Genomic DNA, 12,770 nt, shown 5'->3' with positions numbered 1-12,770 from the left:
CAAATTATCTATATAACTAAGCCGCATTTACTGCGGCTTTTTTTATATCTGCTGAAAGTTAATCTATGCTTTGCCTGTCTATCTATACTAATGGTATACATTGAAAATTTAGAGGAAGTATCAATGAGTAAGAAAATGATATTGGGTATTGTGTTGGTCGTAACCATCGTCTTGTTAGGCGTCAATTTCGGCCAATACCTAACGCTTGAAAATGCCAAGGCCCAACAAGCCGTTTTAAATGACTACATTGATAGCAACTTCATTGCTGCCGCTGCTATATATTTTGTCGCATATGTAATGATTACTGCTTTCTCAATTCCTGGTGCTGCTGTTGTGACCCTGTTAGGAGCTGCGCTATTTGGTTTCTGGAATAGTTTGCTGCTGGTCTCTTTCGCCAGTGCCATTGGTGCAACTCTCGCATTTCTAAGTAGCCGCTACCTTTTACGTGACTGGATCCAAACCAAATTTGGTGACAAATTAGCAACGATTAACAAGGGCGTTGAAAAAGACGGAGCATTTTACTTGTTTTCTCTGCGTCTGATTCCTGTATTCCCATTTTTCCTTATCAATCTGTTGATGGGTCTAACACCGATGTCCGTGAGTCGTTACTACATTACGAGTCAAATAGGGATGTTACCGGGTACCGCTGTTTTCTTGAATGCTGGTACTCAACTCGCGGAAATTGATTCACTTTCGGGTATCGTGTCCCCTTCAGTACTATTGTCATTTGCCTTACTGGGTGTATTCCCAATCATTGCTAAATGGTTGATGAATAAATTTCGCTCAGCACCTGTGGCTGAATAACGTCTATAACTGAATAACGTATACTTATAATAGCTAAATAACGCATATAGCCAGATAAGGTTCTATCTCAATGAAAATCTTCAGTGCATCGAATCCGACAGAAGCCCACATCATCTGTGGATTACTAGAAAGTATGAATATTGCGTGTGAAGTTCGTGGTGAAGGGTTATTCGGTTTGAAAGGGGAAATCCCATTTACCGAAGAAACTGACCCTTACGTATGGTTATATGAGCCAGAATTGGCGAGCAAAGCCCGGGCAGTTGTTAATGACTACCAGAAACAGCAAGATTCGATCATTTATGAAGAGTGGCGTTGCGGAGAATGTCATGAAGTCAACGAAGCACAATTCGGTTCTTGTTGGCAGTGCGGTGCTGCTTCACCTGAATAGCAGGTTTTGAAAGGTAAAGTGGCTCCAACGGCCTTATATAACAACTCGGTCAGATACCTCCTCCAAATAAAAACGGGAAGCTAAAATTAGCTTCCCGTTTTTGTTTCAATTCTATTCGAGCATCTGTTCTGCTAAAGAATCACTGAATTTGCTTTTGAATAAAAGCGATAGATCGTTGATTAAATTCTTCGGGGTTTTCTACGTTACACACATGCCCACAGTTGGCAATTTCAACTAACTCACTCGACTTATGCGCTTCTACCATTTCTTTTACTGGCTTGATGAACATGTAGTCGCGCTCGCCCATCAAATACAAAGTCGGAATCGGCAACTCTCGGTCTTTGAAGTACTTCATCAATGGGTTCACATCAGCCGTGAGGATAAACCAGCGTTTAAATTCTTTCTGGCACAGTTTTTTGGCTTCGCGTATAAACAGGTTACGTGATTCTTTTTGGCTTTTTTGTGGCATCACAACATAAGCAAAGAGGCTGTATAACCACATGTAAGGAATGATGTGCTTGCTAAGGTTACCCAACTTGATTAACACTTGAGAGCGAGTGTTGAGTTTAGTCACGGCACCACCCAGTACCATTGAACGTACACGGCCAGCCGCTAGTTCTGCAACGTTACGGACAATAATCGTGCCCAGAGACATGCCAACGAAATGTGCAGAACGGATTTTCAGATGGTCTAACACCTTAAGAATATCGAGCGTTACCGCTTTGAACGTATAACGATTCGAAATCAGCTCTTTGAGGATGTTGTCTGATTTACCATGCCCTCTCAAATCAATGAGAAGCAAGTTGAAGTGCTGTTTATACGCTTTGATCTGCTTAAACCAAATGGAGGAACTGCCTCCTGCGCCATGCACAAATACAACCCACTCATCGCTCGTAGGGTGAGTAAATGTTTTATGAAATAGTAAACTCTCAGACATACCTATCGCTTTAATTATTGGAATGGAGCTATGCCTCATCACGAGGCGATGACTAAGGATACCACGCTATTAAGAACTTTAAGTGATAATAGTGTCAAACCTATCATTAGTCATGTGAATACCTACCTCACCTTTTCTACCTGACTAAAATGAGTTTGCAAGCTTTGTCTTCGTAAACGTGATGTGCTCTGACCAGGAAACAAAAAGGCACTCTACAATTAGAGCGCCTTCATTTAGTTCGAGCGGCAGTTGCTCGCCAGCTAACTTTAAAGCTAAGTCAACAAGTTAAAATGCTGAATGATACATAGCTAGGTATTCTTTAGCCGCATCTTCCCAACTAAAATCTTGCTGCATCGCGTAAAGCTGAGCACGCTTAATTTCAGATGGGTTTTGTGCATAAAGCAGTAATGAACGATGTAACACAGCCAATAACGCCTGCGGTGTTGGCTCTTCAAAAGCAAACCCAGTCGCGACTTCAGGATCTTCATCGTAATCATTCACGCTGTCTTTTAAACCTCCCACAGAACGAACAATCGGCAAAGTACCGTAAGCCATGCTGTAGATTTGGTTTAAGCCACACGGTTCAAATTCCGAAGGCATCAAGAAGAAATCAGAGCCTGCTTCAACCAAGTGCGCAAGTTCATTATTGTACGCTTCTACGAACGAGAACTTATCTGAGTGAAGCGCTGATAGCTCTTTCAATTGACTCGCCAAAACCGGATCGCCAGTACCGACAATCACGATCTGAAGATCATTTTTCAAAAACTGTTCGATGATAGGCAGTAAGTAATGAACACCTTTTTGATTCGTCAAGCGACAAACCATGCCATAAACCGCGCAATCGGCAACGGGTAAACCTACATCTTGTTGCAGTTTTTGCTTACAAGCTGATTTTCCGCGAGCCATGCTGTGCTTGGTCGCTTTGTATTTACGAGGAAGGAAAGCATCAGTTTCCGGATTCCAAGCCCCATAATCACACCCATTCAAAATGCCGAACAGATCAGCAGATCTGTGTTGGAATTCTGCAGCCATACCGTGGCTACCTAATTCCGTTTTCAACTCTTCTGCATAGGTAGGACTTACTGCGTTCACTTTATCCGCACACATCACTCCAGCTCTTAGCATAGTGACATGAGTGTCACTCACTGAAGCTTCAGGCGCATGGTAACTGTGCATCTCTGGCAGGAATTGAAGTTCATCGTATGCGAACACACCTTTGAAAACCGCATTGTGGATCGAGATAACACTGCGCGTATTTTCAAAGAAATCGTGTTGTTGATAACGCGATTTAAGCAAGAAAGGAACGAAACCAGTATGCCAGTCATTTGCATGAATGATATCCGGTTGAAAACCAAGCTTAGGAAGCATATCAAGACAGGCTGCACTAAAGAACGAGAAGCGCTCTCCGTTATCAGCATAAGCTTGATTGTTTTCTGCGTACATTTCCGGGCGGTCGAAATACTTGGCACATTCAATACCAAAAACTGGAACGCCTTCTACGCTCAGTTTTTTAACTTGATAAGCCGTATGAGGCCAATGATCGAGTTCAGTCGATAAAATAACTTCTGCTGAATCAATGTTTGGAATGTTTCTATATGCGGGGATAGTCACTCGAACGTCCTGTTCGAGTGTTTGCAACGCTTTCGGCAGTGCCTTGGCTACATCAGCCAAGCCACCACTTTTAATCAAGCCTTCAACTTCAGACGCTACAAAAAGTACCGAGAGAGTCTTAGTAACCAACTCGTGCTCCTTTAGAAATCACTACAACACCATCGTCAGATACGTGGTAATGCTTTTTGTCTTCTGTCAGATTCACACCAATCTGTGTACCCGGTGCGATGTCTGCATCTTTATCAATGATAACGCGGCGCAAGATACAACCCTCACCCACTTTTACATCACCGAGTAAGATACTTTCGCTGATATCACACGCTGATGCGATATTGCTGCGGAAGCCCAATACACTCTTTTCAATACGCGAACCACGTACATAACTACCGCTACACACAAGGCTATCAATGATCTGAATTCGACCATTTGCCGAATCAGTAAACGTAGCTGGTGGTAGTGGCGGGTAATAAGTGTGTAGAGGCCATTTACGGTTGTATAGCGAGAATGGTGCATCTTTCTTAAGAAGGTCCATATGTGCTTGCCAGTACGCATCAATCGTACCTACATCGCGCCAGTAAACTTCTTCTTTCTCACCAGTAATACGGTTGGTGCTGAAATCATAAACAAACACATCACCGCGTGGGAACATGTTTGGAATAATGTCTTTCCCGAAGTCATGTGAAGATTCAGGTTTATCTGCATCTTCCGTTAGTTCAGCAAAAAGTTCTTTCGCTTCGAATACGTAGTTGCCCATTGAAACGAGCGCTGACTCTGGGTCTCCCGGAATCGACTTAGGGTTTGCAGGTTTCTCTTCAAAGCCAATCATACGGCCTTCTGCATCCACCTCGATAACACCGAACTCTGATGCTTCAGCAAGCGGCATACGCAGTGCAGAAACGGTTAACGCTGCTTTCTTTTCTTTATGGAAATCAAGCATTTGTTTGATGTCCATTTTATAGATATGGTCAGAACCAAAAATACAGACTTGATCAGGTTCTTCCAGCTCCATAAAACCCATATTTTGGTAGATAGCATCTGCTGTGCCTTCATACCAACGCTTTCCTTTACGCATTTGCGCAGGAATTGGGTCGATAAAACGATCTGTGATGCCACTGATATTCCAACCTTTTTTCATGTGGTGGAACAGAGATTGTGACTTAAATTGTGTTAATACGTAGATCTTCATAAGATCAGCATTAACGAAGTTGTTCAAAGCGAAATCAATTAAGCGGTAACTACCACCGAAAGGAACCGAGGGTTTGCTGCGAGATTCAGTCAAAGGTCTTAAGCGAGAGCCTTCACCACCAGCAAGAATCATTCCCAATACACCAGCCATTTTATTCTCCATATATCTATAGCTTGTCGATGTCAGTACTCGTAGAGGTGTCTTCCTCTGGGGGATGAGCACTAACACTTATTTCGGTACTTAACGAATATTCATTCACATACAGTGACAATATCCTAAGCCAAACGTTGTTATGCGTGCACTATTCTTTGCACTTGGTTTTATATACGTTATCGACTTTTCGGTCGATTTCAATTTTTAATACGCCATTCTGTGCTATGTAAGCTGATTGCTTTCCTAAGACTTAAAGCAGCTCACACTACACCGTTCGGGCGAAACATTACATTAACACCCGTCACACATCAGGTATACAACTAAACACTGATCTTTGAGTTACAATATTTGAATTAAGTTACATTCTCGTTAAAGTTGCATAAGAAGATATAATTAATCACCTCCATTTATTTCGCCCTGTGAATTTAATAAATTCTCGCAATCGACACACCAAATCAACCAGTTGCATAATTAGTCGTATTTTGGTCAAAAAAAAACAGCCTAATGGCTGTTTTTTCTTCAAATAACGTTCAGTTACTTCTCTTTAGGCTTTTTACGTTTATCCGTAACTTCCCACTTACCATCGATGTACAAAGCAGTCCAACCAGATGGTTTACCATCCGCTTCAGTACGAACGTAGTTCTCTTTTGTCTTACGACTAAAACGAACGACTGTCGGCTTGCCATCAGGATCAGCAACTGGTGCTGATGTCAGATATTGGAATTTAGGTGAAATACGGTCTTTAAAACGCACCAGCTCTTCCACTAATGGCGCACGTGTTTCACGTGATTTAGGAAAGTTGCTCGCTGCCATAAATAGACCAGAAGCACCGTCACGAAGTACGAAGTACGCATCTGAGTTTTCACATGGAAGTTCAGGAAAATGCACTGGGTCTTCTTTAGGTGGCGCTACTTCGCCATTTCTCAGAATCTTACGAGTGTTCTTACAATCTTCACTCGTACAGTCCATGTATTTACCGAAACGACCGTTCTTCAGAACCATGTCAGAACCACATTTGTCACACTCAACAAGTGGACCATCGTAGCCTTTGACTTTGAATTCGCCATGTTCAACCACATAACCTTCACAGTTAGGGTTGTTACCACACACGTGCATCTTACGCTTATCATCAATCAGATAAGCATCCATTGCCGTTTCACAAATAGGACAACGCTTTTTCGCTCGAAGTGCTGCTGTTTCAACGTCTTCTTCAAGAACGTTGATAATACCTTCTTCATCACCAAGGTTGATTGTTGTCTTACAACGCTCTTTTGGTGGAAGTGCATAACCAGAACAACCTAGGAATACGCCTGTCGAAGCTGTACGAATACCCATTTTACGGCTACAAGTTGGACACTCAATATCGGTCTCTACGATATGATTTGGCTTCATGCCACCAGCGTCTTCGTCTAAATCCGCTTTTTCCAAATCGCCAGTAAAGTCTTCGAAGAAGTTATCTAGCACGCCTTTCCAGCTTGCTTCGCCTTCTGCAATTTGGTCTAACTTCTGCTCCATACGAGCAGTAAAGTCATAGTTCATTAGATCATTGAAACTGCCATCTAGACGGTCAGTAACAATTTCACCCATCTTCTCAGCATAGAAACGGCGCTGTTCAACTTTTACATAGCCGCGATCTTGAATCGTCGAGATGATTGATGCGTAAGTTGAAGGACGACCAATACCGCGCTTCTCAAGCTCTTTAACTAGCGCAGCTTCAGTGAAACGTGCTGGTGGCTTAGTGAAGTGCTGTTTAGGGTCGAGTGCGATTAAGTCTAGCTTTTCACCAACCTGTACAGCAGGAAGAATAGTATCTTCATTTTTGCCCATTGGACGTTGAACGCGAGTCCAACCGTCAAACTTAAGAATACGGCCTTTCGCTTTTAACGTGTACTCATCCGCTTTAACGCTTACTGTCGTTGAATCGTATTGCGCAGGTGTCATTTGACAAGCAACGAATTGATTCCAAATCAGTGAATATAGCTTGTGTGCGTCTGCGTCTACGCCGTTTAGGTCTTCCGACTTTACATCCACACTTGAAGGACGAATCGCTTCGTGGGCCTCTTGAGCGCCCTCTTTGCTGCCGTATACAAGTGCTTTAGGTGGAAGATACTGCGCGCCGTACTCAGAGCCAATGTATTCACGAGCGGCTTCTACAGCTTCTGAACTTAAGTTGGTTGAGTCAGTACGCATATAAGTGATGTAACCCGCTTCATACAAACGTTGAGCCAACATCATGGTTTTCTTCACGCCGTAACCAAGACGCGTACTCGCCGCTTGTTGCAGCGTAGACGTGATGTAAGGTGCAGACGGCTTACTCTTAGTTGGGCGGTCTTCACGTTTACATACTTCGTATTGAGCTTTTTCTAAAACGCTAACTGCAGCTTGTGTTTGCGCTTCATTATCGGGTTTAAACGCAACACCGTCTTTCTGAGCGACTTGCAGTCTGAAATCTGTTTTCTCTGCTGTTTTGGTATCAGCATGCACATCCCAGAACTCTTCGGGGATAAAAGCGTTGATCTCGCGCTCGCGCTCAACCAGTAGTTTTACAGCGACTGATTGAACACGGCCAGCGGATAGGCCTCGTGCTACTTTCTTCCAAAGCAGTGGCGACACCATAAAGCCAACAACACGGTCCATAAAACGTCGTGCTTGTTGTGCGTTTACGCCATCAATGTTTAGCTCACCTGGAGTTTCAAAAGCTTGTTGGATAGCATTTTTGGTAATTTCGTTAAAAACCACTCGCTTGTATCGCGTTTCATCACCACCGATGATCTCACGAAGGTGCCATGCGATAGCTTCTCCTTCGCGGTCCAAATCGGTTGCGAGATAAACATGGTCTGCGTTCTCAGCCAGTTTTTGCAATTCAGCGACGACTTTCTCTTTACCAGGTAGGATTTGGTAGTTCGCTTCCCACTCTTTATACGGGTTGATACCCATCTTTTTGATAAGAGCTTTGCGATCTTTTTCTTTCTTGATACGAGCTTTGTCTTCTGGGCTCATACCCTTGGTTGAAACTGCAGCAGCCTTTTGACCAGTACTTTGACCTGCCGTTGGTAAATCACGTACGTGACCTACACTCGACTTAACGACAAAGTCTTTGCCAAGATATTTATTGATAGTTTTAGCCTTGGCTGGCGACTCCACTATAACGAGCGATTTACCCATATTGACTCTAACGTCCTTAATCACGATGCTTCAGCACCAACAATTTAGCTTGTGGGCTTTTACGCATGATATTCTAAATTCATTGCTTCTTTTTTTACTATTGTGCGAGATTACTAGAAGATCAACCGCTTTTTTCAAAATTGGATCTGATCGCTCGACAATTCGACGACTCATAGATAAAAGGGTCACAATATAAGAAGCTATAAAGTACTCACTAAGAATACTTGCAAGAGCCTATTCATCAGGCATTACGTCTAAACGGGCTCATACTAAGCTTGTCCGCGAATCTAACGCGAGCCCCATTCAATTATTTTTGCCGTAAATCACAAAATAAATTGTGGATGTTTGAAAAGACTCTCTTAATCGGTTGTGAAATCATTGAATTTCTAGTTCGACACCATAAACTCAACGTTATATTCAGTTATCAGAGATAAACTCATGACAAAGAAAGTAATAGCAGAATTTGATTTACTGCTTATCGCAAACCAAATTATCCAATCACATGATGACTACATTGAAGGCATGCGCGCAAACAGCGTAGTAGAAAAAGACGATGTACTCGTCTTCAAAGGTGAATACTTCTTAGACAGCAATGGAATGCCGACCGAGAATACAACCGCGGTATTTAACATGTTTAAATACTTAGCGCACCACCTTTCGAAAGAATTTACAATTCAGCAATAATTAAAAAGCTTGCCACTTAGGCAAGCTTTTTTGTTCCTAAACCTTTACATACTAAGCATTTTTATAGACTTAGCATTTTCAGCTTGTCGAAGTAATCAGGGAATGTCTTTGACGTACAACCTGGATCATTAATCGTCACAGGCGTATCGCTCAAGGCAACCAGCGAGAAACACATCGCCATACGGTGATCATCGTAAGTATCAATCGCCGCATGAGTCAGTTCAGCCACAGGGTTAACAATAATGTAATCTTCACCCTCTTCCACTTCAGCGCCGACTTTGCGTAGCTCTGTTGCCATTGCAGCCAAGCGATCTGTCTCTTTCACACGCCAGTTGTAGACATTACGGATTGCCGTTGTGCCTTTCGCAAACAATGCGGTTGTCGCGATAGTCATCGCAGCATCTGGGATATGGTTATAGTCCATATCAATGCCTTTCAGCTCGCCACAACGAGAAATAACGTAGTCGTCACCCCATTCGATTTCCGCACCCATTTTCTCAAGCGCATCAGCGAATTGGATATCACCTTGGATACTGTTTTTACCAATACCAGTGACCTTAATCTCACCACCTTTGATAGCAGCGGCTGCAAGGAAATATGACGCAGATGATGCATCACCTTCAACCAAGAAATCACCCGGTGCCGAGTAAGATTGCCCGGTAGGAATCACAAACTCTTGGTAATCATTATTGATCACGTCCACACCAAATTGCTTCATGATGTGCAGCGTAATATCGATGTAAGGTTTAGAAACCAATTCACCGTCAATTTTAATGGTCACTTCACCTTCAGCTAAAGGCGCAGCCATCAAAAATGCCGTCAAAAATTGACTAGAGATCGAACCGTCGATAGAAACCGTACCGCTCTTCAAACCGGTACCTGTGATCTTCAATGGCGGGTAGTTTTCGTTCTCTAAATATTCAACGTCGGCACCGGCTTCTCGTAGTGCTGTTACTAAGTGGCCAATTGGGCGCTCTTTCATGCGAGGCTCACCAGTAAGAACGTATTCACCGCGACCTAAACATAGTGCAGCCGCCAACGGACGCATCGCCGTACCCGCATTACCTAAGAAAAGCTCTAGGGCTTTGTCACTTGAAAATGCACCACCAACACCTGTCACTTCACAAACGGTTTTGTCTGCAGACAACTGATAATCAACACCTAACTGAGTCAATGCATTCAACATATGACGAATATCATCACTGTCTAGCAAGTTTGTTAGGCGAGTGGTTCCCGTAGAAAGTGCAGCCAAAAGAAGTGCACGGTTGGAAACGCTTTTTGAACCAGGTAGGTTAACTTCCCCGTTCACTTTTTGAATTGGTTGTAACGTAAGGCTTTCCATTAAATCTTATAGTCCTTGTACCACCCGAAGTCACTGGTGCGTATTTATTTTCGGGTGATGAATAATTCTTCGTACTTGCAGACTAACGAACTTTTCCAACGAACTCCAGAGCTAATCCGGCCCAAACCGGTGATTAATTAGCCAATCAATCGTATTTATATACTAGTACACGAGATCAACTCGAACACCATCTGAAAAATAGAGAATTCGTACATCATCGCCTCGGTTGAACAGCATCGAGTTATCGACATCTTGGATAATGTTGACCAACTTGTCGTCTTTGGTTTTGACCAATAACTCGACCAGTTTGTACTCTACTTTATATTGTGTGTTACCTCGGTTACGAGCAATACCCGCACCTGCTACTGCACCTACAGCTGTCGCCACTTCTTTACCAGTGCCGCCGCCAAACTGGTTACCAATCAAGCCACCAATCGCCGCACCTAACAAGGTTTCCCAACCATTCGCTTTCGACTCAACGATCTCTTGCTGAGTGATGTATCTGACCGTATCAATCTCACCATAAACCACCTCGTTTACTGGTCGAGCTTGGTTTCTGTTGTAAGCTGCATTTGCCAACATGGGCAAAACAAGTAAAATCCAAAGCAACTTCTTCATGGTAAAACTCCTAAAGACCTCTTGGTCAGTGATTAATCTGTAATGCGGTACTTATGACTATATACCTAACCGAACTTGATACTACTAGTATAGAGTTTCCTTCGCCTTTCGACGCGCTTGATGACCCCAACGGTCTGCTCGCCTTCGGTGGTGATTTATCACCAATGCGAATTTTAAACGCTTATAGCCAAGGTATATTTCCATGGTATGGCCCAGGTGAGCCTATACTTTGGTGGAGCCCTGCACCGCGAGCGGTATTTAATCCTAAGACATTCGAACCGTCAAAAAGTCTTAAAAAGTTTCAAAGAAAGCACAATTACCGAGTCAGCATCAACCAAGCGACGGACAGAGTAATTGGTTATTGCTCTTCACTAAGACCCGAAGAAGAAACCTGGCTAAACAGCGACATGCAGTCAGCCTACCGCAAACTCGCTTCATTAGGTTTCTGCCACTCGGTTGAGGTTTGGCAAGATGATGAACTGATCGGTGGACTTTACGGCTTACAAAGAGGCCAAGTCTTTTGCGGTGAATCGATGTTCAGCCTAAAGACCAATGCCTCTAAAATTGCGCTGTGGTACTTTTGTAAACACTTTACCCGATTCGGCGGACAACTGATTGATTGCCAAGTCATGAACCCTCACTTGGAATCCTTGGGCGCTATCGAAGTAGAAAGAGATGAGTTCCTTAGTGCTTTGAAAATACTTAAAGAAAATCAACTTAGCGATGGATGTTTTAAATCACAATGGCTAGAGGGAACGCCTTCATGAGTTCAGATTTACAACAAATCAGAATTGGATTGACCGATAACCATGCTTGCAGCTACCTGCCACATCTTCAAGAAAGAGTGGCGGTCACGCTTGATGAACACATGCATACTTCAGATAATTATGAAGTCCTGCTCGCCAACGGATTTCGCCGCAGTGGATCGACCATTTATAAGCCACATTGCGATAATTGCTCCGCGTGCCAAGCTATTCGCCTCTCGATTCCCGAGGTCAAGTTTTCCAAAAGCCAACGACGAATCCTCAACAAAGCCAAATCACTACGTTGGGAATTGAAAGACGAGATGGATGACAACTGGTTTGACTTATATAGTCGCTATATAACCGCTCGTCACCGTTCCGGAACCATGTATCCCCCCAAAAAAGAAGAGTTTCTACAATTCTCTAAAAATGAATGGCTTGCCACAAAGTTCATGCACATCTATGATGAGAACAAGTTGGTTGGTATCGCCGTAACCGACATCATGGCTCACTGTACGAGCGCGTTTTATACCTTCTTCGATCCTGATATAGACATTTCGATGGGAACACTTGGCGTTCTATTTCAGATCCAACATGCCCAGAAAGAACAAAAACAATGGTTATATTTGGGTTATCAAATCGATGAATGCCCTGCGATGAACTATAAAGTACGATTTCAACGTCATCAAAGGCTAGTAAATCAGCGGTGGCAAGGGTAGAATACGCGACAACTTTACATATTTTGATTTTAACGGCACAATCAAGCCGTTGAAAACCGCCAAATTTCGAAAGAGGATTAGATGGCTAAAGAAGACGTAATCGAGATGCAAGGCACTGTCCTTGATACTCTACCAAACACAATGTTCCGTGTTGAGCTTGAAAACGGTCACGTAGTGACAGCACACATCTCTGGTAAAATGCGTAAGAACTACATCCGTATTCTTACTGGTGATAAAGTAACTGTTGAGATGACTCCATACGACCTTTCTAAAGGCCGCATCGTCTTCCGTGCTCGTTAATTTTTAATTAGCGAATACAATAAGAAGCGGAGCTTAAGGCTCCGTTTTTTATTGCCTGAGCTTTTTACTACACAAGCACATCAATCTCGCATCTCGCAAGCATAAAAAAACGCACAACCT

At 43.1% G+C, this 12,770-nt stretch carries 12 protein-coding genes; 6 read left to right on the top strand and 6 right to left on the bottom strand.

What is annotated here, in order from left to right; translation table 11 throughout:
• Nucleotides 1-123 precede the first annotated feature (123 nt).
• Together AB6E30_RS07380 and AB6E30_RS07375 are read left to right on the top strand one after the other, a co-directional pair.
• Nucleotides 124-804 carry a TVP38/TMEM64 family protein gene (locus AB6E30_RS07380; protein WP_004736447.1) on the top strand — a complete coding sequence of 227 codons (681 nt, stop codon included), beginning with the start codon at nucleotides 124-126 and terminating at the stop codon, nucleotides 802-804.
• Between the two features lie 70 nt (nucleotides 805-874).
• The gene (locus tag AB6E30_RS07375; protein WP_102512476.1) at nucleotides 875-1,192 is read left to right on the top strand and encodes a DUF2007 domain-containing protein; all 318 of its coding nucleotides are present in this window, start codon (nucleotides 875-877) and stop codon (nucleotides 1,190-1,192) included.
• A 139-nt stretch (nucleotides 1,193-1,331) separates the two neighbouring features.
• Here AB6E30_RS07375 and AB6E30_RS07370 read toward each other — a convergent pair whose 3' ends face one another.
• The 4 genes from AB6E30_RS07370 to topA all read right to left on the bottom strand — a co-directional run bounded on the left by AB6E30_RS07370 (nucleotide 1,332) and on the right by topA (nucleotide 8,244).
• A complete protein-coding gene (locus tag AB6E30_RS07370; protein ID WP_061021819.1) occupies nucleotides 1,332-2,129 on the bottom strand; it encodes an alpha/beta fold hydrolase in 798 nt (265 codons plus the stop codon).
• Nucleotides 2,130-2,414: 285 nt separating this feature from the next.
• Nucleotides 2,415-3,869 carry a glycogen synthase GlgA gene (glgA, locus tag AB6E30_RS07365; protein WP_017070017.1) on the bottom strand — a complete coding sequence of 485 codons (1,455 nt, stop codon included), beginning with the start codon at nucleotides 3,867-3,869 and terminating at the stop codon, nucleotides 2,415-2,417.
• Nucleotides 3,859-5,088, bottom strand: coding sequence for a glucose-1-phosphate adenylyltransferase (gene glgC, locus AB6E30_RS07360; RefSeq protein ID WP_076648142.1), 1,230 nt, complete (start codon nucleotides 5,086-5,088; stop codon nucleotides 3,859-3,861). The genes glgA and glgC overlap by 11 nt, the downstream gene beginning before the upstream one ends.
• A gap of 525 nt (nucleotides 5,089-5,613) precedes the next feature.
• Nucleotides 5,614-8,244, bottom strand: a complete 2,631-nt coding sequence (gene topA, locus AB6E30_RS07355) for a type I DNA topoisomerase (protein ID WP_372103110.1) — start codon at nucleotides 8,242-8,244, stop codon at nucleotides 5,614-5,616.
• A 438-nt stretch (nucleotides 8,245-8,682) separates the two neighbouring features.
• Here topA and AB6E30_RS07350 point away from each other — a divergent pair, with 438 nt between their 5' ends.
• The gene (locus AB6E30_RS07350; protein WP_017062104.1) at nucleotides 8,683-8,928 is read left to right on the top strand and encodes a YciN family protein; all 246 of its coding nucleotides are present in this window, start codon (nucleotides 8,683-8,685) and stop codon (nucleotides 8,926-8,928) included.
• A 61-nt stretch (nucleotides 8,929-8,989) separates the two neighbouring features.
• Here the strand turns inward: AB6E30_RS07350 and aroA are convergent, their stop codons facing one another.
• Nucleotides 8,990-10,270, bottom strand: coding sequence for a 3-phosphoshikimate 1-carboxyvinyltransferase (gene aroA / locus AB6E30_RS07345; RefSeq protein WP_017062105.1), 1,281 nt, complete (start codon nucleotides 10,268-10,270; stop codon nucleotides 8,990-8,992).
• 162 nt (nucleotides 10,271-10,432) lie between these two features.
• Nucleotides 10,433-10,888: a glycine zipper 2TM domain-containing protein gene (locus AB6E30_RS07340; protein ID WP_004736438.1), complete on the bottom strand. Its 456-nt coding sequence runs from the start codon at nucleotides 10,886-10,888 to the stop codon at nucleotides 10,433-10,435.
• A gap of 53 nt (nucleotides 10,889-10,941) precedes the next feature.
• Between AB6E30_RS07340 and aat the strand changes: the two genes are divergently transcribed.
• The 3 genes from aat (at nucleotide 10,942) to infA (ending at nucleotide 12,650) form a co-directional block, all read left to right on the top strand.
• Nucleotides 10,942-11,655 carry a leucyl/phenylalanyl-tRNA--protein transferase gene (gene aat, locus AB6E30_RS07335; protein WP_372103107.1) on the top strand — a complete coding sequence of 238 codons (714 nt, stop codon included), beginning with the start codon at nucleotides 10,942-10,944 and terminating at the stop codon, nucleotides 11,653-11,655.
• On the top strand, nucleotides 11,652-12,350 hold the full coding sequence (locus AB6E30_RS07330; RefSeq protein WP_372103104.1) for an arginyltransferase: 699 nt from the start codon (nucleotides 11,652-11,654) through the stop codon (nucleotides 12,348-12,350). Before aat ends, AB6E30_RS07330 begins: the two co-directional genes overlap by 4 nt.
• Nucleotides 12,351-12,431: 81 nt before the next feature.
• Nucleotides 12,432-12,650 carry a translation initiation factor IF-1 gene (gene infA, locus AB6E30_RS07325; protein WP_001040192.1) on the top strand — a complete coding sequence of 73 codons (219 nt, stop codon included), beginning with the start codon at nucleotides 12,432-12,434 and terminating at the stop codon, nucleotides 12,648-12,650.
• Nucleotides 12,651-12,770 lie beyond the last annotated feature (120 nt).

This window comes from Vibrio sp. 10N.247.311.12 (genome assembly GCF_041467515.1).
Classification (GTDB): domain Bacteria; phylum Pseudomonadota; class Gammaproteobacteria; order Enterobacterales; family Vibrionaceae; genus Vibrio; species Vibrio crassostreae_C.
Note: the sequence above shows the minus strand (reverse complement) of the source record. Positions and strands in the feature narration are given on the sequence as shown.